Below are 19205 nucleotides of genomic sequence, written 5' to 3' on the forward strand. Positions count from 1 at the left end.
AAGACTGGAAAATCAGGCAGCCACACGGAAACGTGATACGGAGTTTTTCAATTCTTCCGCTAACAACGACAATTGTTTAATAGAGTCTGCTGTTTGTTGCGTACCGTTTTGGGTTTGCTCTGTGATCGTCAAAATGTGTTGAATGTTTTGTGCAACACCGTTCGCTGATGTCGCTTGCTGTTCTGTCGCCAGAGAAATGCCTTGAATCAGTTCTGCCAGACGGTTAGAAACGCTACGAATCTCGGACAACGCCGTACCGGCCGCATCTGACAAACGTGCTCCCTCAACCACACCCTGCGTTGATTTTTCCATCGCGGCTACCGCATCATGAGTATCTGTCTGAATCGTACGTACCAACGCACCAATCTGTTTGGTCGCCTCGGCTGAACGTTCCGCCAGTCGCTGAACCTCTTCCGCAACCACCGAGAAGCCTCGACCAGCCTCACCTGCAGATGCCGCCTGAATCGCCGCATTCAACGCCAAAACGTTGGTCTGTTCGGTAATGTCAGAAATCAGTTCAGTGATCTCACCAATCTCTTGTGAAGATTCACCGAGTCGTTTAATCCGCTTGGATGTTTCCTGAATTTGTTCGCGAATCTCATTCATACCTTTGATCGCGTCTTCCACGGCATGAGCACCTTGCTCCGCCGCAGCAACCGATTGACGCGCAACTTCCGCTGATTCGTTAGCTGAGCGTGAAACGTCGGTAATTTCTGCAGCCATTGTCAAAACGACCTGGCCTGCATCGGTAATTTCACGTGATTGTTGCTCCGAAGCTTCCAACAAATTATTAGAAACGCCCTGCGCATCATTCGACGCTGAAGTAACCTGCTCTGCTGTTTTAGTAACACGACCAACCAGTCCACGCAACTCTTCCACCGTGTAGTTTACCGAGTCGGCAATCGCGCCGGTAATGTCTTCGGAAACGGTTGCTTGCACCGTCAAGTCACCATCCGCCACTTCTTGCAATTCATTCATCAGACGCAAAATCGCGGCCTGATTTTGATCGTTTGCGGCTTTTGCCTCTTCTTCTTGCTTTTGCGCTTGCAACATTTGTGACGCTGCTTCTTGACGACGTTCATTCGCCTCTTTAGCACGGTTGCGGCTATCCTGCAACAGAACCAATGCAATACCAACCGCTGCTAACAACGCGACAGCACCTGAGACCAGCAGCAACCAGAAAGATAAGCTAATCGAATCTTGCTCTGCAGTATACGTTTTCTGGAGTTTGGCAAATTTAGTTTTTAAATCTTCGTTTTCATTAAACACCAACTGCTCAGACTGTTTTGCAGCGATAAAATTTTGCAAGTTGCCGAGGATGGTAGAAACTGAAGCACGATAGTCTTCAAACGTTTTTTGTAGTTCTTCGAGTTTGTCCCGGGTATCCGCATCTTTAGTCACCGTCAGACGCAATACATCACTACCTTTTAAGAAACCATCAACCAGATCACGGAAAGTATTAGTATCCTTACCCAACAAAAACGCTGTTTCCGGATTAACACCTTCCGATGTCAGGAATTCATTCGCGCTACGACCCAGACGTTGGGTCAACATGACCAACTGACCGGATGCAGAAATTTCACGAGCAGAACCACCGCCTTGCACTTTCAAAGTCGAAATTTGCTCAGTCAACTCGAGCAAAGCTGGGGACAAAGAGTTCAATTTTTGCAAAGTTTGACCGAAACCAGTCAACTCTTTGCGACGAGACAAAATAGTCTCCGCAGCTTTATTGGAGTTTTGCCAGGTTTTTGATGTATCGAGCAAAACCGCTTCTAGCGCAGAATTTGCTTTATCAACGTTACGGCCTTGATAGTTACCGCCTTTAAGCAAAATTTCCAGATCGGAGTTAATCTCTTTGCGACTATCTTCCAGCTGCTTAAACGCTTCAACGTTACCCTGAATCGCATTCGGAGCTGCCTTACCGATACGCTGGGAGTGCATCAGCATGTCACCAGAAATCTGTACCTGGGTAGAAACCAGCGCTGATTGACTAGCATTAAGCCATACAAAGAAACCACCTGCTATCAGCGCCGCACCCATCGTGGTGGACAATACGCGCATCTGCTGTTGCAGCGTCATCTTGCCAATGACTGGCAAGCGAATATCGCCACCTTTTTCTAAGGCGTCACCAATAAAAGTCGCGTCCGCCTTATTGTCCAGCTTGTCATTTAATACTGCCGGGTTAGCGTCAGTTGACGCGGCAACCTCGGGATTCAACATTTTGACGTTGTTCGCGTCTTCAACTTCAACCGAATCAGCATTACCGAACGACCTTGCCGCGACTTCTGCTCCGTCTATTTCCGGATTTTCTTTTCCCTTGGACAAGAACGGTAGTTTAAATGCCATTACTAAGTCTCCTAAACGATTGACAAGCTTTCAGTATTGCTTTAAATACAAACTGACTACAAACCTATTTGCAAAAATTCCTGGTCTTGCACTAAAGCAGCCAGGCTCAACTTATGCCAGATATTCCCATCACGGTCACGATATTTACACTGCAACCATACATGCTTCTCTGACAAACCTTCATCGGACACAACTTCTTCCATTTCAGCGATATTTCTCAAGCCCAAGACCTGAGAAACCAGCAAACCGCTATTAAATGCTAAAACTGGCGCAAATGCGACAATCCGGCAAGCATTATCAAGTTTTGTGCCTTCATTTCCCTGAAAACGCGGCAAATCAACGACACTTGTCAAGTTACCGCGAATGTTTGACAAACCTACATACCATTCCTTTGTCAGCGGAACATTAGTCAGCGACGATGCACTTACAATCTCACCAGCCTCACGCAGTTCAAGTAAATAACGTACTTGTCCAACCATAATGCCTAACTGATTGACTTGGGTAAAGTCACCGCGCTGAGCGGCTTGCATGCGTTCAACCAACTGCGCCTGAAATTCGCGCAAACGCGTACGTCGTACGCCACCTTCAGGTCTGGTTACTTCCAGATTGGCGGCAACAGGGTCACTCAAAGTCTGGGTCATGAGGCTATCCGGGTATTTCTAAAAATGAACACGAAAATCTGATCTATCTGTTCTGCCAGGCCGTTAAGATGCAGACCAGTATTAGCCGAGTGCGGCAATCTTAGCCAGCAACTCTTGCGGATCAATCGGCTTCACCAGGTAATCGCGAGCCCCTTGACGTAAGCCCCAGATACGATCCGTTTCCTGATTCTTGCTAGTACAGATAATCACTGGAACATCTTGCGTCTCAGGATCTTTAGCAATCGCACGGGTAATCTGAAATCCATTCTGTCCCGGCATCACAACGTCCATCAAAATCAATTGCGGTTTATCCGCTTTAATTTTTGTCAGCGCCTCTTCTCCGCTTTCTGCTGTAGAAACAGAAAAACCATTTTTAACCAGAACGTCCGTTAAAAAATAACGTTCTGTCGGGGAGTCGTCTACTACTAAAATTTTCTGAATAGCCATTTTCTTCATACCTCACGTAAAACTGATTTATTTACTATGCTCTTCGGAAGTGTAATTCCGCACAGTTTTCAGCAGACTATCTTTTGTAAAAGGTTTGGTCAGATATTCATCTGACCCCACCATGGCGCCACGCGCTCTGTCAAATAAGCCGTCTTTGGAAGACAGCATAATAACGGGAGTATCACGGAATTTCGCACTCTTTTTTATCAGTGCACAGGTTTGATAACCATCGAGCCGTGGCATTAAAATGTCGCAAAAAATCAAATCCGGATGAGAATCGTTGATCTTTGCCAGAGCATCAAACCCATCTTCGGCTAATACGATCTTATAACCAGCTTGCCCAAGAAATATCTCAGCCGATCGACGTATAGTACTACTATCGTCTATCACCATGATTTTCAGGTTTTCGTTGCTTGCCAGAATTGACATAGAATCATCTCTTTTCAACAGAATTGTCTCAAGCTAGCACTGTAGCAAAAATTTTTGAATTGGCGTTTATTTTCCGTGAATAAACATTTAATACAACTAAAAAAATGCAAATTCGCGGTTAAATCGCAACCATTTCAAAATCTTCTTTGCGTGCACCACACTCAGGACAAGTCCAATTCATCGGAACATCTTGCCAACGCGTGCCAGCAGGAATACCTTCTTCAGGCAACCCTTGCTCTTCATCATAGACCCATCCACAGATTAAACACATCCATGTAGTAAATTCTTGCTGACCACTTGCATTATCGCTCACGACTAAAACCCTTCAATCAAGTAAAATATTAAAACTAACGCATGAAATTTTCAAAACGACATCAAATTCCATCATTCGGGCTAATACGAATTTATTAAAGCTAGCTATATTAATCTACCCAACGTGCAAAACCAAATTTCCCCGCTCATTCTTAGCTTCGGCGCGTCAGATCCCGTCGCCGCCACCGGTTTATTTGCCGACCTTGCCTCGTTTGCTGCTATGGGTTGCCATGGATTACCGATAATTACCGCGGTATTGACTGGCGATACAGCACAAATTGATAGTATCCATCCAATCGACGCCGATCTGGTTGATGAGCAGGCGCGAACGATATTAGAAGATATGACGGTGGTAACTTTTAAAGTCGGTCAGGTAGGCAGCGTTGACAATGCAACAACGATTGCCGAAATTGTTTCCGACTATCCGGAAATGCCTTTAATTCTCGATCCATTCAATACCACGATCACCGAACAAATAGCTGATGCTGAAGATTTGACCTTATCGATTCGCGAATTACTCATTCCACAAGCAACTTTGCTATTGATTTCGGCAGTTGAGCTGTCACGCCTGGCGGAAACCTGGAAAGAAAATACGGAAACTGAAGATCTGACGGCCGATGTCATGACGCTCATCGATTCTGGCTGCGAATTCGTGCTGGTCACAGGAACACCGAGCGCCAATGGCGAAATTGCCAACACCTTGTTCAATGAGTCGGGCATCGTCAGAAGAGACATATGGCCACGAATTCCCGGCTCGTTTGCCGGTGCGGGTTCGACACTATCTGCAGCAATTGCCGCGCTGATGGCAAATGGCCTTGAAGTTCCTGAGGCAGTTTTAGAGGCACAAGAATATACGCAGGCCGCTATCAGCCACTCACAGCAATTTGGCATGGGAAAATTCATTCCCGATCGATATTTCTGGGCTAAAGAAAATGAATAAAGCTGGTGTCAAGCAGATAGACAGATTCAATTAATCTTCCTATCTGCATGGCCTACGAAGTAATACTTGAAGATGAAATCATTCCCTAAGCGCTGACATATAACCTCTTTGTTTATCTGACATTGAAAGGGGCAGCCTTGGTAGCACAGACATGCAGCATAGATACTTTAGTTATACAAAACACTCCCACTCTGATCGCACATCATGACGAACAAGAACGAAACCTTATTTAACCGAGCCCAAAAAACTACGCCAGGTGGTGTTAATTCACCGGTACGCGCCTTCCGCTCAGTCGGCGGCACCCCACGTTTCATCACACGTGCCGAAGGCCCTTACTTCTGGGACGCGGATGATCGTCGTTACATCGATTACATCGGCTCATGGGGCCCGGCGATCGTTGGTCACGCACACCCACAAGTCGTCAGCGCAGTACAGGTTGCGGCAGCACGTGGTCTGAGCTTCGGAGCACCAACTGAAGGTGAAGTTCTGATGGCAGAAGAAATCTGCAAACTGGTTCCTGGCGTTGAGCAAGTGCGCCTCGTGTCTAGCGGCACTGAAGCGACCATGAGCGCATTACGTCTGGCGCGCGGCGCAACAAAACGTGACAAGATCATCAAGTTTGAAGGTTGCTATCATGGTCACGCTGATTCACTGTTAGTCAAAGCGGGCAGCGGCTTGCTAACCTTTGGCAATCCAACCTCGGCAGGTGTTCCAGAAGACTTCAGTAAGCACACATTGGTTCTTGACTACAACAACTGCGAGCAACTGGAAGAAGTGTTTCAATCCATCGGCGACCAGATTGCTTGCGTGATTGTCGAACCCATTGCTGGCAATATGAATCTGATCCGTGCCACGCCAGCGTTTTTAGAAACCATGCGTCGCCTATGTAGTGCTCATGGCAGCGTTTTGATTTTTGACGAAGTGATGTGTGGTTTCCGTGTTGGTTTACATGGTGCACAAGCGCTGTATCAAGTGCAAGCCGATATTGTCTGCATGGGTAAAGTGATTGGCGGCGGCTTACCGGTCGCTGCCTTTGGTGGTCGTGCTGACCTGATGGGGCATATGGCACCTTTGGGTGGCGTGTATCAGGCGGGTACCCTGTCCGGCAATCCAGTCGCTGTAGCCGCTGGGATGACGACACTGAAAATCATTCAGGAAGATGGTTTCTACGAAACATTAAGCGCACAAACACGCAAACTGGTTGATGGTCTGGCAGCGGCAGCCAAAGAAGCTGGTGTCACCTTCTGCGCAGATGCCGTGGGTGGTATGTTTGGATTGTATTTTGCAGCTAAAGTACCTACATCCTATGCGGAAATGATGGCGAGTGACAAAGAAAAATTCAATCGCTTTTTCCACCTAATGCTCGATGCTGGCGTCTACCTTGCACCATCAGCGTTTGAAGCCGGTTTCGTATCTATCCAGCATGACGATGCGATTGTTGATGCAACGATAGCGGCGGCTAAACAAGCATTCGCTCAACTTTAATTAGACTAGATTAAAAAATAATCTGAGCATGTAAGCGGCTTACCAAGGCAAATGCTTTGCTAAGCCGCTTTCCTAGTGAGTGCAGCATTTATTTTCTTACCTTGCCGGTACTTATTTTCTGAAATCAACTTCGGCAATACGTCCAGGCAAATTGAGCTTCGCTATTGGTTTCGCGGTTTCACTGATGATTGTGCCGCGCCGGATGACGTAGCGCCGCACGGGTCTGATACGCAAAGCCTCAATACTATTGCTCGCATCAAGAATGACAAAATCGGCATAACATCCGGGTACTAATCCGTACCGTTCTAACCCGAGAATCCTAGCTGGTGCGATAGTCACTGCATCAAAACATTGACGCATTGCTTGCTGCCCGGTCATTTGTGCCACATGCAAACCCATGTGAGCGACTTCCAACATATCGCCAGACCCCAGGCTGTACCATGGATCCATTACACAATCATGGCCAAACGCGACATCAATGCCTGCCGCAATCAGTTCAGGTACTCGCGTCATGCCGCGGCGCTTTGGATAGGTATCATGCCGCCCTTGCAGGGTAATATTAATAAGTGGATTGGCAATGGCAGCAACACCAGCTTCACGAATCAGCGGTAATAGTTTGCTGACATAATAATTATCCATAGAATGCATCGAGGTCAGATGCGAACCAGCGACCCTCCCCTGCATTCCCAGTCTTTGTGCCTGATAAGCGAGGGTCTCAATATGACGTGAGAGTGGATCATCAGATTCGTCGCAGTGCATATCTACTCTGAGCCCGCGATCAGCCGCAAACTCACATAGAATTCGTATCGATTCAGCGCCATCGGCCATGGTGCGTTCAAAATGGGGAATCCCGCCCACCACATCGACGCCCATAACTATTGCGCGCTTCAGATTGTCCAAAGCAGTTTTGCTGCGCAATAATCCATCTTGTGGAAATGCCACCAATTGTAAATCCAGATATGGTGCGACGCGACGCTTTACTTCCAATAATGCTTCAACTGCCAGCAAGCGATCATCACAAATATCGACATGCGAGCGAATCGCCAGCAAACCTTTAGCAACGGCCCAATCACAATATTGCATTGCTCTGGCAATCAATGCTTCTTGTGTTAGCGAAGGTTTGAGCTCGCCCCACAATGCAATACCTTCGAGCAAGGTTCCGGATTGATTTACTCGTGGCAATCCATAACTAAGTACCGCATCCAAATGAAAATGTGCATCAACAAATGGCGTTGTCAGCAAATTGGCCTGCGCGTCGATTTCAGGCAAGCCGCTGACAGTTAAATGCTTACCAACTTCAACAATTAGTCCTTGTCGCACTAAGATATCTACGCCTGTTTGGCCATCAGGTAAATTGGCGTTGCGAATCAACAGATCATTCATACATATCCTTTTACAGAAAAAACTCACTCCACGCCAAGTCTGACCCGTCTTGCAACGCTGCATTTCTGCAATACGTGCTCAAAGCCGCTTCAACTCGGATTCGAATAGCATTTGTTTCTAAAACTAGTTTGCAAAAATTTTAACCGTTCCGGCGATCCTACGGCATAATCTAGGCACAGAAAGGCAGGATTTTTATGGCAACAATGAAACAGGTCGCAGAAAAAGCAGGCGTATCAACCACTACCGTTTCCCATGTTATCAACAACACTCGCGTGGTCAGCGAAGATGCACGTGAACGGGTGCTGTCCGTCATCCAGGAATTACGTTACATCCCGAGTGCTGTTGCACGCAGCCTCAAGAACGACCGTACTCACACAATAGGGATGATGATCCCGAACAACTCCAATCCATATTTTGCCGAGGTAATTCAGGGGATAGAGGACGCGTCGTTCAAGCTTGGTTATAACATCATCTTATGTAATTCTTACGATGACCCGAAAAAGCAAGCTGCGTATATTCGCGTGCTAATGGAAAAACGGATTGACGGCCTGATTTTAGTCTCGTCAGGCACGGATGAAGACTTAACCCAATTGCTGGCCAACGAAGGTATTCCTAAGGTGCTGGTCGATCGCGAAGTCACTGGCGTAGTAGCAGACCTGATTGAAGCTGATCATGTACAAGGTGGTTATGACGCAACACGGTACCTGATCGATCTGGGCCACAAAAAAATCGCCTGTGTCGCCGGCCCCAAAACCCTGCTTCCGAGTGGTGGTCGGGTAACTGGTTATTTGCGTGCTTTACAAGAAGCCGGTATCAGCTTCAATCCAGCCTATTTGATTCATAGTGATTTTACCAGCCAGGGTGGGTTCAATGCTTTTCAGGAATTGTTATCGCGAGATGATCGTCCTACAGCAATTTTTGCGAGTAATGATTTGATGGCGATTGGCGGTATTTGTGCAGCCAATCAAGCCAACGTCAAAATACCGCAACAACTATCAGTAGTTGGTTACGATGATATTGCGCTTGCGTCTTTCAGCACACCACCATTGACCACCATCTCTCAACCAAAACACGCGATCGGTCAGTTAACCGCACAGATTCTGGTCGACAGAATTGCCAATCCTGAGTCACCAATGCGGCGTGAGATGCTGAGTTCCCAATTAATTACACGCCAATCGACTTCACCACCGGCTGAGACATAAACTCAAAGAGCCTCTGTTTAATGAAAGCGCTTTACATTACCAGGAGGCCTCTCATTTAAAAGAACATTAAGTTCGGTAATAACTCGTTTTGCAATGCCACCAGCACACGGTTAAGGACTTGCAAAAGAATCAGCGCCGCCATGGGGGAAAAATCCAAACCTCCCAGTGGTGGCAACACTTTCCGCAATGGAAATAGTACTGGCTCATTCAAAGCACGTACAAAAGGCGCGAAAGGCGCATGTGGATTGACCCAGCTAAAGATCGCCTCAAGCACCAATAAGGCCGTAAGCCCATAAATGATCCATTGCAGCACACGGAACAATGCTAAGACAGCAATCGCTACAATTGGAAAACGAGCCATTAACCAATAGTCAATTGCCATCGATAAGAAAGCAGCCAGAAAAACCGCAATCAGACTGGCCCAATCGTATCCGCGAAAACCTGGTACCACCCTGCGTATCGGGTGCACAACCCAGTCCGTCAATTGAAAAATGGCTTGCGCCAACCCCATAGGTGGTCGCACTCGTTGGACTTGCATCCAAAAGCGGAGCAGCAAAAAACCAGCCAGTAGTCCAGTCACCGTATCAATGACAAAAGTTAAAATATCGTGCAGCACAAGTTGTCCTTAAAAAAAAACCCACCGGGTGACGAATCACGCAGTGGGTATTGTGCCTGAATTCAATCAGGCGTCCAAGCATATAAAGAATTACGCTGGACGATTACCAGTTGGGAAAGGCCATGCTGCATTTGCACTAACAACTGTTTTTGCATCAGGTGTTGCTGCTTTTGCCGCTACCTTTTTCGCTGCCGGTTTAGCTGCTACTTTTTTAGCTGCTGGCTTTGCTGCTGCTTTCGCTGCTGGCTTTGCTGCTGCTTTTGCCGCTGCTTTTGTCGCTGGCTTTGCCGCTGCTTTTTTAGCTGCTGGCTTCGCTACAGCTTTTGTTGCTGCCTTAGCTGCTGGTTTCGCTGCTGCTTTTTTAGCAGCTGGTTTAGCAGCTGGTTTAGCTGCTGGTTTAGCTGCTGCTTTTTTCGCTACTGGCTTTGCTACAGCTTTTGTTGCTGCCTTAGCTGCTGGCTTCGCTGCTGCTTTTTTTGCTACTGGCTTTGCAACTACTTTTACCGCTGCTTTTTTTGCTGCTGGCTTAGCTGCTGCCTTCGTTGCTTTTGCTGCTGGCTTAGCTGCTACCTTTGTTGCCTTTGCTGCTGGCTTCACTGCTGCTTTTTTCGCTGCTGGTTTAGCTGCTACTTTTTTAGCTGCTGGTTTAGCTGCGACTTTTTTAGCTGCTGGTTTTGCTGCGGCTTTTTTAGCTGCTGGTTTTGCTGCGGCTTTTGTTGCTTTCGCTGCTGGCTTAGCTGCTGCCTTCGCTGCCTTAGCTACTGGCTTAGCTGCTGCCTTCGTTGCTTTCGCTGCTGGCTTAGCCGCTGCCTTCGTTGCCTTTGCTGCTGGCTTAGCTGCTGCCTTCGTTGCCTTAGCTGCTGGTTTAGCTGTTGCTTTGGTTGCTTTTGCTGCTGGCTTCGCTGCTGCCTTAGTTGCCTTAGCTGCTGGTTTAGCAGCTTTCTTTACTGCTGCTTTTTTAGCAGGCTTCTTCGCTACTGCTTCGTCCGCAGACGGTTGTGGTGCTGTTGCCATTTTGTTTCTCCTTCGATCGAGATGGAAAAAATCAGGTAAAAATTAAAATCCGCTCTATCCTTTCAAGCGGATTATTCAAAGGCGCAAACAAGATAGCTGTTTGCGCTAATGAATACGGCACCAGCTGAACTGCTGCATTGCCTCTGTAAATGCAGCACTTCAGCCATATGATTTACTCTTCATGTAATGAGAGGAAGTGGTAAACCAAAAAAAACGCCCGCATTACATGCCGGCGTCGGTATCTTTTTGTAGAACACGCAGAGCACGACCAAAAGCCGCAAGTCCCAGCCTTGCCAGGAATTGCGGCACTAACAGTTCAAAGCTATGTAGTCTTAGACTGTCCATTCAGTTTGGTGAGGCCTCTCGAGTTTTACATCTCGTGCAAACCGTGAGCATTCCATTTCAGGAATCGGGGCGCTGACTTCAGCTGTTTATTCCCAATTCAAAGCTCCACCGGTTTGATACTCAATCACGCGCGTTTCAAAAAAGTTGCGTTCTTTTTTCAGATCTATCATTTCGCTCATCCAAGGGAATGGATTCTCTTCTTGAGGGAACAAAGCATCTAGACCGATTTGCTGTGCGCGGCGATTTGCGATAAATCGTAAATATCCTTTAAACATAGGCGCATTTAAACCGAGCACTCCACGCGGCATTGTATCCTCTGCGTAGCGATATTCCAACTCCACCGCACGCAAAAACAACGATTTAATTTCATCGCGAAACTCTGCAGTCCACAAATGTGGATTTTCCATCTTTATCGTATTGATCAAATCGATCCCGAAATTGCAGTGCATCGATTCGTCACGCAAGATGTATTGGTATTGTTCGGCAGCGCCCATCATTTTATTTTGACGACCCAAAGCCAGAATCTGCGTAAAGCCAACGTAGAAAAACAGACCTTCCATCAAGCATGCAAACACGATCAGGGAACGTAATAAAGTCTGATCCGCTTCAGTCGTACCAGTCTTGAATTCAGGATTAGTCAACACGTCAATGAATGGAATCAGGAACTGATCTTTATCGCGAATCGATTCAACTTCATTATAGGCATTGAAGATTTCTCCTTCATCCAAGCCCAGTGACTCAACGATATACTGGTAAGCATGGGTATGAATCGCTTCCTCAAAAGCCTGACGCAATAAATACTGACGGCACTCAGGTGCAGTGATATGGCGATAGGTTCCCAACACAATGTTATTCGCAGCCAGTGAATCTGCAGTCACAAAGAATCCCAGATTACGCTTGACCAGACGGCGCTCATCTTCAGTCAAACCATTCGGATTTTTCCACAGTTCAATATCACGTTGCATATTGATTTCTTGCGGCATCCAGTGATTTGCGCAACCTGCCAGATATTTATCCCATGCCCATTTATATTTAAACGGAACCAGTTGGTTGACGTCTGTCTGACCATTAATGATGCGTTTGTCAGCAGCATTCACACGACGCGCCATATCGTCCACACTTACCGCCTCTGCCTTTACAGCAACCGCAGGGCTCATCAAAGCATCAGATTGTTGCGCAGGTTTCATTACTGGCGCTGCGGGAGTTAGTTCATCATCCCAAGATAACATTTCTTTATTCCTTACAAAATTGGATCAGGCATGGCTACTTTTCATTCCATGCCAACGAGAACCAGAAAGAGCAAAAGGCAAACATGCAAATCAACATGTTGCCATTCGCTCACAATTTAATGATTACTGGCAAGCTTCACATTCTTCAAAGCCAGGATCGCCAGGACGCAGATAGCAAGCTGCGCCTTCCGCTTCTGGTGCAACTGGTGCTGCTGCAGGAACCGCAGGTGCAGCATTAAAACCTGAGCTACCACCATCAACCGCTACCGCATTCAACGCACCCGTTTTTGATGTCGACTTTTCTGTATGTGTTGCACCGATGGTACGCAGGTAATAAGTTGTTTTCAAACCGCGTAACCATGCGAGTTTGTAGGTTTCGTCCAGTTTTTTACCAGAAGCACCTGCCATATAAATATTCAGTGACTGTGCCTGATCAATCCATTTCTGACGACGGGATGCAGCCTCAACTAACCAGGATGGACTGATTTCAAACGCTGTCGCATACAACTCACGCAGATCTTCAGGGATACGATCAATACGCGCCAGGCTACCGTCAAAATATTTCAGGTCGGCGATCATGACTTCATCCCACAAACCGCGCAATTTCAGATCGCGAACCAGATGTTCGTTAATTTCTGTAAATTCGCCGGACAGGTTCGATTTCACATACAGGTTTTGGTAGGTCGGTTCGATACAAGCCGACACGCCAATGATGTTAGAAATCGTTGCTGTCGGTGCAATTGCGACGCAATTCGAGTTACGCATACCGTGTTGTTTGATACGTTCACGAACCACGGTCCAATCCATCGTTTCAGAGAAATCCGCTTCCAGATATCCGCCACGTTCTTCAGCCAGCATTTTCAAAGAGTCTTGCGGCAGGATACCTCTGTCCCACAAAGAACCTTTGTATGAGCTGTAAGTGCCGCGCTCTTCGGCCAATTCCGTCGACGCCAAGTAAGCGTAGTAGCACACTGCTTCCATCGAAGTATCAGCAAACTGCACTGCTTCCATCGATGCATAAGGAACGCGCATCATGTGCAAGCAATCCTGGAAACCCATGATGCCCATGCCGACCGGACGGTGGCGCAAGTTAGACTCACGCGCTTTCTGTACTGCATAGTAGTTAATGTCGATGACGTTATCAAGCATACGCATCGCAGTACGGATGGTTTTTTGCAACTTAGCGTGATCGAGCTTACCGTCTTTCATGTGCGCCGGCATGTTGACCGAGCCCAGATTACATACAGCGATCTCAGATTCATTGGTGTTCAGAGTGATTTCTGTACACAAATTCGATGAATGAACGACGCCCACGTGTTGTTGTGGTGAACGGATATTGCAAGGATCTTTGAAAGTAATCCATGGATGGCCAGTTTCGAACAACATCGACAGCATCTTGCGCCACAGATCGAGCGCAGGGATTTTTTTAGATAGTTCTAATTCACCAGAAGCCGCTTTAGCTTCGTAAGCAAGATAAGCTTGTTCAAACGCTTTGCCAAATTTATCATGCAGATCAGGAACGTCAGATGGCGAGAACAAAGTCCAGTCGCCTTTTTCCATGACACGCTTCATGAACAGATCAGGAATCCAGTTGGCAGTGTTCATGTCATGCGTACGGCGACGGTCATCGCCAGTGTTTTTACGCAGATCGAGGAACTCTTCGATATCCATGTGCCATGTTTCGAGGTAGGCGCAGACCGCACCTTTGCGTTTACCACCCTGATTAACCGCAACCGCGGTGTCATTTACAACTTTCAGGAAAGGCACCACACCCTGAGACTTGCCGTTAGTTCCTTTAATATGTGCGCCGAGCGAACGTACCGGTGTCCAGTCATTACCCAGACCGCCAGCGTATTTCGCCAACAACGCATTTTCTTTAAGCGCATCGTAAATACCTGCCAGATCATCAGCAACCGTAGTCAGATAGCAAGAAGACAGTTGCGAACGCTGTGTACCTGAATTGAACAAGGTCGGTGTCGAGCTCATAAAATCAAAGCTGGACAACAGGTTGTAAAATTCAATCGCGCGGGCATTGCGATCTTTTTCTTCTAAAGCCAGGCCCATCGCTACACGCATGTAGAAAGCCTGTGGCATTTCGATGCGGGTACCGCGGACGTGCAGGAAGTAGCGATCATACAAAGTTTGCAAGCCGATATAACTGAATTGCAAATCACGATCAGAAACCAGTGCCTTCGCCAGACGTTCCAGGTCGAACTCAGCTAATTTGGCGTCCAGCAATTCTGCAGCGATACCTTTTTGTATGAATTGTGGGAAGTAGGTGACATATTCTGCAGCGGCATCTTGCTGCGCTACTTCTTTTGCGAAGACTTCTTTACGGATCGTGTGTAACAGCAAGCGCGCAGTCACCAAACTGTATGCAGGCTCTTTTTCCATCAACGCACGTGCCGCCAGAATGGCAGATTTGTGCAGTTCTTCTACTGGCACGCCGTCGTACAAATTCTTCAGTGTTTCAGTCAGGATAGCTTCAGCATCTGCCAGCTTGTCCAGACCAACACAAGCAGCAGTAATCAGAGCGCGTACTTTATCGATTTCCAGAACAACGCGTTCGCCATCGATCAACACATGGATTTTCGGCAGTTGTGCTTGTGACGCTTGTTGCGCTTCACGTTGTATGCGACGCTCTTCCTGATGTTTGGCACGATACAAAACATAAGCACGCGCCACATCGTGTTCGCCGGAACGCATCAATGCCAGTTCAACCTGATCCTGGATATCTTCAATATGAAAAGTGCCACCGGTAGGTTGACGACGCACCAAGGCGGCGACCACTGTCGCAGTCAATTGCTCAACCAATTCTCGAACACGCGCCGATGCCGCGCCCTGACCACCATTCACCGCCAAAAAGGCCTTGGTCATTGCAATGGCAATTTTGGATGGTTCAAATCCCACCACAGAACCGTTACGGCGAATCACGCGATATTCAGCGTAGTTCACAGCGAGCGTACCAGTGGGTGAACCTGTAGCAGCCAATAAGGAGCCAGATTCAATAAGAGATGTCGTTGATGTTTCAGTTGAAGAGTGCATTGAGCCTCCGGTGTCAGTTAGATCTTGATACGCAGCCAGTCTGTTTAAAACCCACTTAAAAGACCATCGCCACGCTCGGTTTTATCGGTATTGCGCATCACTACAAATAGCTAAACTTCGCTAAATTTCGCTAAAAGTCGTGCTATTTCTTATTTTTCAAATCAATTGCAAAGACTAAGGGGGAAACAAGAAGCAAGAAAGGTAAAACAAGAAAAAACCACTACATATAGTGCACATTTTTTGAATAACCCTAATTCTAGTGCCCCACCAAATCAGATGCAACCGCTATTTGGACATGAAAATGATTTATTTTTTATCGAAAATTCCATTTTAGCAATTGACTTTCAGGGAGCCACAGGAATCCGCAGCAGAATGCGTAAGTAAGCACTAACGGAAATTGAGATCGGGCTGAGAAAGCTGGAAATGTCAATGGCAAATAAGTCCAACCTGCAAAGACATCAGGGGAATATTTGATCGTCTTTTGTGAGCGCACAAGACTGAAAAAAATAATGCAACATTCAGCCAGCGCATCACCATCTCAGATTTTTATCAGCAAAGAAAAGTAGCCTGGATACTAATCCTGGATTTTTAACTTCTGAATCTGGTAGCGTAATTGTCGGAAACTGATTCCCAATAACTCCGCTGCCTGCGTCCGGTTATTATTGGTTTGAAGTAAAGCACGTCGTATCATTTCAGTCTCGACGCTTTCCAGGAAAGCGGGTAAAGAACACGGAAGATCTGTGGAAGAAAGCAAACTGGCAATGGGCGGCAAGGGCGCACTTTCTGCTGGTACCGGTGTTGCGATTGGTGACACTTCGAGTAAAGGGTGAGCGATTTTTTGTGTTCCACGCATCGCAAGATCAACGACCTGAATACAGGAATCGTTAGCGAAGGCCAGCGCCCGCTCAAGTATATTTTCTAACTCCCGGACGTTTCCTGGAAAATCATACCCAGACAAGGCATACAAGGCCGCATCAGAGATCCGTATTCCATCCGCGCCCAGCTTATTCAAAATCGCAGCAGACAAATCGGCAATGTCTTCCAACCGCTCACGCAAAGGTGGTAAATGTAATTCAATCACATTCAACCGATAATATAGATCCTGGCGAAAACGTCCTTCCGCAACACATTTGGACAAGTTTTGATGGGTCGCACTGATAATACGAACATCGACCGCTTCTTCAGTAGTCGCGCCGACTTTGCGGATACTACGCTCCTGAATGGCGCGCAAGAGTTTCACTTGCATCGCCAGCGGTAAATCAGCAACTTCATCGAGCATCAAGGTACCACCGTTCGCAGCCTGAAAAAAACCTTCCCTGTCATCTGCTGCACCAGTGAATGCCCCTTTACGATAACCAAAAAACTCGGCTTCCATTAAAGTCTCGGGTATTGCACCACAATTGACCGCAATAAACGGTTTATTTGCACGCGCACTACGGAAATGAATTTCGCGGGCAGCCAGTTCTTTACCACTTCCTGATTCACCAGTGATAATGACGGGTGCCATACTGCGAGCCAAGCGGCCAATTTGTTCACGAACCGCCTGCATACCTGCTGAGCGGCCAATCAGGAATGAGTCAGGGATGATCGGAGTCACCTCGGTCATTGGTGGGGCTTTGAGCGCCACTTCGTTCATATCCAGCGCTGACCTGACTAATTTTCGTAACTGATCGAGAGCGACCGGTTTAGAAACATAATCAAACGCACCTGCTTTAAGGGCCACCACCGCATTGTCCGCACTTCCAAATGCAGTAATGACGGCAATTGGAGTAGTCTTATATAACGCGTTAACCTCCGCCACCAGCTCCATCCCAGAACCATCAGGTAAGCGCATATCGGTTAATACCAGGGAATATGTCTTTTGTGCCAGATACGAACGTGCATGGCTAATATTTTCTGCGCTATCCACGTCCAGCCCCATTTTAATGAGTGTGATCTCAAGCAGCTCACGCAAATGAGCTTCATCGTCAACGACAAGAATACGGGGACAGGCAGTAGCAGAAGTAGCACTCATCGTTATGCATTAAATCCAGAAAAATTAATTACAAACCTGCCGCTCGGCTCGGCATCGCCCGCATCGACACGGTATTCATAATCCAACAAAGAACGGTTATTTAAGCATAACTCACGCGCCATATATAAGCCCAATCCGGTTCCCATGCGCGAGGTCGTGTAAAACGGTTCAAACAGATGTGCTCTGACATCATAGCTGATCGGTGGACCATCATCCTGAATATGCAATTCCTGTCTACCGGTGCCGTTTAACATGGCATACAAACGCACACTTCCCGGCTTACCACTCGCATAACGAATCGCGTTTGACATTAAATTGGTCACGATCTCAATCAAATGGCCGGGATCAAAGCGCACATAAAAATCGAATTCTGTACCAACTGAAATTAAATCTGGCGATAATTTCCGCATTTCAACAAACTCTTGAACGCAAGCATTGATTGCTTGCATTAACGAATAGGGCTCAACGTCATTTTTAGCCTTGCGTGACAGCTTCAAAATATCTTCGATCAACTGGTTTAGCCTTGTGACATTATCATCCACGATTTTTAGAAGGCGCTTCGCCTGCACTTTATTGTCTTCAATATTAGCAATATCTTCATTTAATAAAGAAGCTGCATACGAAATAGAAGACAAAGGATTGCGAACTTCGTGGGCGATACTCGCGGTTAAACGCCCCATTGAAGCTAATTTCAATTGTTGCGCCTGATTTTCAATATCGGAAACGTCCTGCATAAAAATAATAATGTAATCACCAGCAGTCTCATTGAGATGAAGAACATTGGCATCTTTAACCACAATAAAACGCAGTTTGAGATGAGTCACAAATTGTTGACGCTCGGTACGCCCGGCCATATTGCCAGTTTCCGCACTAAATTTACTCAGCGTATTGGTGTCATCGATGTAACACGGAATAGACACAAAAGACGCCTCTTCATCGAACACTGTCTTATTTCTCTCGGCACTACGTAGCTGCATATCCGTCAGAGTTTCTATCATAGGACGTAAAGCAACGATATTTGACAGCTTGATGCCGACCATTTCTTTCGTTAAATTGCCGCCCAACATGCGTTCTGCAGCAGGATTGATCTCAAACATACGACCAGAATGATCCAGAACCAGAACGCCGTCCCCCATGTCGGCGATCACCAAGCGGTTAATCGCCTGCTGCATTTTCAATTCGTTTCCACGTTGAGTAGCCAATTTCTCTTGGCTAATCAAATTACTGGCCAGACGATTCACCAGATAAACAACAGCAAAATACGATGCGCCAAACAAACCAGCTTGCGAAATCAGATTGCCGTCACTCAATTCAAACGAACGATAGGCTCCTTCAACTAGCAGCAGCAGGCTGACAATGGCACAAAAAAAGAAGGTCCATAATAATGGCGTTAAAATCGCCACGCCCGCCAAAGGAAATAAAAACAAGATGCTCAATCCACCTTTGCCCCCACCCGATCCCAGATACAACAGCGAAATGACCAAAATATCCAAGGCAATCTGTGACAATAATTGCAAAGCAAAATGTTGTTTGTGCGCAATCTTTAAAAGAAAAAAACTGATACTTGTAACCAAGTACACCAGACAAATATCTTGAGCAAAAAAGTGGGTATATATCCACACATCCTTCAGGCTGCGCAAATTCAGCAAAAACAATAAACATAACGCGACAATAATGCGTGATACGTTCAGGGTTTGCAAAGAACGCCAGAAAGAAGGGGTCGGTTCCGAAAAATTGGAAAAAATGACCGACATTTT

At 46.8% G+C, this 19205-nt stretch carries 15 protein-coding genes and 1 pseudogene; 3 read left to right on the top strand and 13 right to left on the bottom strand.

Going from position 1 to position 19205, the window contains the following annotated elements; all coding sequences use genetic code 11:
• Positions 1-12: 12 nt before the first annotated feature.
• From ACO0KY_RS04295 to ACO0KY_RS04315, 5 genes are all read right to left on the bottom strand, one after another.
• Positions 13-2346 (bottom strand): methyl-accepting chemotaxis protein, encoded by a 2334-nt coding sequence (locus ACO0KY_RS04295; RefSeq protein WP_186911350.1) that lies wholly within the window; start codon positions 2344-2346, stop codon positions 13-15.
• A gap of 56 nt (positions 2347-2402) precedes the next feature.
• Positions 2403-2987: a chemotaxis protein CheW gene (locus tag ACO0KY_RS04300; protein WP_186911349.1), complete on the bottom strand. Its 585-nt coding sequence runs from the start codon at positions 2985-2987 to the stop codon at positions 2403-2405.
• 81 nt (positions 2988-3068) lie between these two features.
• Positions 3069-3434: a response regulator transcription factor gene (locus tag ACO0KY_RS04305; RefSeq protein ID WP_186911348.1), complete on the bottom strand. Its 366-nt coding sequence runs from the start codon at positions 3432-3434 to the stop codon at positions 3069-3071.
• A 27-nt stretch (positions 3435-3461) separates the two neighbouring features.
• Complete coding sequence (locus tag ACO0KY_RS04310; RefSeq protein WP_186911347.1) at positions 3462-3863, bottom strand: response regulator; 402 nt, start codon at positions 3861-3863, stop codon at positions 3462-3464.
• Between the two features lie 118 nt (positions 3864-3981).
• Entirely contained in the window at positions 3982-4134 is a 153-nt protein-coding gene (locus tag ACO0KY_RS04315) for a rubredoxin (protein WP_186911478.1), read from the bottom strand.
• A gap of 165 nt (positions 4135-4299) precedes the next feature.
• Between ACO0KY_RS04315 and thiD the strand changes: the two genes are divergently transcribed.
• Both thiD and hemL read left to right on the top strand, forming a co-directional pair.
• Positions 4300-5115 carry a bifunctional hydroxymethylpyrimidine kinase/phosphomethylpyrimidine kinase gene (gene thiD, locus ACO0KY_RS04320; protein WP_423044566.1) on the top strand — a complete coding sequence of 272 codons (816 nt, stop codon included), beginning with the start codon at positions 4300-4302 and terminating at the stop codon, positions 5113-5115.
• 204 nt (positions 5116-5319) lie between these two features.
• Complete coding sequence (gene hemL / locus ACO0KY_RS04325; protein WP_423044568.1) at positions 5320-6600, top strand: glutamate-1-semialdehyde 2,1-aminomutase; 1281 nt, start codon at positions 5320-5322, stop codon at positions 6598-6600.
• Positions 6601-6711: 111 nt separating this feature from the next.
• Here hemL and ACO0KY_RS04330 read toward each other — a convergent pair whose 3' ends face one another.
• Positions 6712-7983, bottom strand: a complete 1272-nt coding sequence (locus ACO0KY_RS04330; protein ID WP_423044570.1) for an amidohydrolase family protein — start codon at positions 7981-7983, stop codon at positions 6712-6714.
• 194 nt (positions 7984-8177) lie between these two features.
• Here ACO0KY_RS04330 and ACO0KY_RS04335 point away from each other — a divergent pair, with 194 nt between their 5' ends.
• Complete coding sequence (locus ACO0KY_RS04335) at positions 8178-9185, top strand: LacI family DNA-binding transcriptional regulator (protein WP_423044572.1); 1008 nt, start codon at positions 8178-8180, stop codon at positions 9183-9185.
• A 55-nt stretch (positions 9186-9240) separates the two neighbouring features.
• Here ACO0KY_RS04335 and ACO0KY_RS04340 read toward each other — a convergent pair whose 3' ends face one another.
• The 7 genes and pseudogenes from ACO0KY_RS04340 to ACO0KY_RS04370 all read right to left on the bottom strand — a co-directional run bounded on the left by ACO0KY_RS04340 (position 9241) and on the right by ACO0KY_RS04370 (position 19202).
• Positions 9241-9801 (bottom strand): YggT family protein, encoded by a 561-nt coding sequence (locus ACO0KY_RS04340; protein ID WP_423044574.1) that lies wholly within the window; start codon positions 9799-9801, stop codon positions 9241-9243.
• Positions 9802-9891: 90 nt separating this feature from the next.
• A pseudogene (locus ACO0KY_RS04345) lies at positions 9892-10578 on the bottom strand (histone); the annotation flags it as partial.
• A gap of 459 nt (positions 10579-11037) precedes the next feature.
• Positions 11038-11160: a hypothetical protein gene (locus ACO0KY_RS04350; protein WP_281388390.1), complete on the bottom strand. Its 123-nt coding sequence runs from the start codon at positions 11158-11160 to the stop codon at positions 11038-11040.
• Positions 11161-11246: 86 nt separating this feature from the next.
• Entirely contained in the window at positions 11247-12389 is a 1143-nt protein-coding gene (locus tag ACO0KY_RS04355; protein WP_423044576.1) for a ribonucleotide-diphosphate reductase subunit beta, read from the bottom strand.
• Between the two features lie 123 nt (positions 12390-12512).
• The gene (locus tag ACO0KY_RS04360; RefSeq protein WP_423044578.1) at positions 12513-15434 is read right to left on the bottom strand and encodes a ribonucleoside-diphosphate reductase subunit alpha; all 2922 of its coding nucleotides are present in this window, start codon (positions 15432-15434) and stop codon (positions 12513-12515) included.
• A gap of 574 nt (positions 15435-16008) precedes the next feature.
• Positions 16009-17448, bottom strand: a complete 1440-nt coding sequence (locus ACO0KY_RS04365) for a sigma-54-dependent transcriptional regulator (RefSeq protein ID WP_423044580.1) — start codon at positions 17446-17448, stop codon at positions 16009-16011.
• 2 nt (positions 17449-17450) lie between these two features.
• Positions 17451-19202, bottom strand: a complete 1752-nt coding sequence (locus tag ACO0KY_RS04370) for a two-component system sensor histidine kinase NtrB (protein ID WP_423044582.1) — start codon at positions 19200-19202, stop codon at positions 17451-17453.
• Between the last annotated feature and the right edge of the window lie 3 nt (positions 19203-19205).

The organism is Undibacterium sp. Dicai25W (assembly GCF_049340505.1).
GTDB classification, from domain to species: Bacteria; Pseudomonadota; Gammaproteobacteria; order Burkholderiales; family Burkholderiaceae_D; genus Undibacterium; species Undibacterium jejuense.

What these genes read in the sequence shown, in the direction of transcription:
- ACO0KY_RS04355 (WP_423044576.1), bottom strand. Translation starts at nt 12,389, where the DNA reads ATGTTATCTTGGGATGATGAACTAACTCCCGCAGCGCCAGTAATGAAA.
- ACO0KY_RS04335 (WP_423044572.1), top strand. Translation starts at nt 8,178, where the DNA reads ATGGCAACAATGAAACAGGTCGCAGAAAAAGCAGGCGTATCAACCACT.
- ACO0KY_RS04330 (WP_423044570.1), bottom strand. Translation starts at nt 7,983, where the DNA reads ATGAATGATCTGTTGATTCGCAACGCCAATTTACCTGATGGCCAAACA.
- ACO0KY_RS04300 (WP_186911349.1), bottom strand. Translation starts at nt 2,987, where the DNA reads ATGACCCAGACTTTGAGTGACCCTGTTGCCGCCAATCTGGAAGTAACC.
- ACO0KY_RS04305 (WP_186911348.1), bottom strand. Translation starts at nt 3,434, where the DNA reads ATGGCTATTCAGAAAATTTTAGTAGTAGACGACTCCCCGACAGAACGT.
- ACO0KY_RS04315 (WP_186911478.1), bottom strand. Translation starts at nt 4,134, where the DNA reads ATGTGTTTAATCTGTGGATGGGTCTATGATGAAGAGCAAGGGTTGCCT.
- ACO0KY_RS04370 (WP_423044582.1), bottom strand. Translation starts at nt 19,202, where the DNA reads ATGTCGGTCATTTTTTCCAATTTTTCGGAACCGACCCCTTCTTTCTGG.
- ACO0KY_RS04295 (WP_186911350.1), bottom strand. Translation starts at nt 2,346, where the DNA reads ATGGCATTTAAACTACCGTTCTTGTCCAAGGGAAAAGAAAATCCGGAA.
- ACO0KY_RS04365 (WP_423044580.1), bottom strand. Translation starts at nt 17,448, where the DNA reads ATGAGTGCTACTTCTGCTACTGCCTGTCCCCGTATTCTTGTCGTTGAC.
- hemL (WP_423044568.1), top strand. Translation starts at nt 5,320, where the DNA reads ATGACGAACAAGAACGAAACCTTATTTAACCGAGCCCAAAAAACTACG.
- ACO0KY_RS04360 (WP_423044578.1), bottom strand. Translation starts at nt 15,434, where the DNA reads ATGCACTCTTCAACTGAAACATCAACGACATCTCTTATTGAATCTGGC.
- ACO0KY_RS04350 (WP_281388390.1), bottom strand. Translation starts at nt 11,160, where the DNA reads ATGGACAGTCTAAGACTACATAGCTTTGAACTGTTAGTGCCGCAATTC.
- ACO0KY_RS04310 (WP_186911347.1), bottom strand. Translation starts at nt 3,863, where the DNA reads ATGTCAATTCTGGCAAGCAACGAAAACCTGAAAATCATGGTGATAGAC.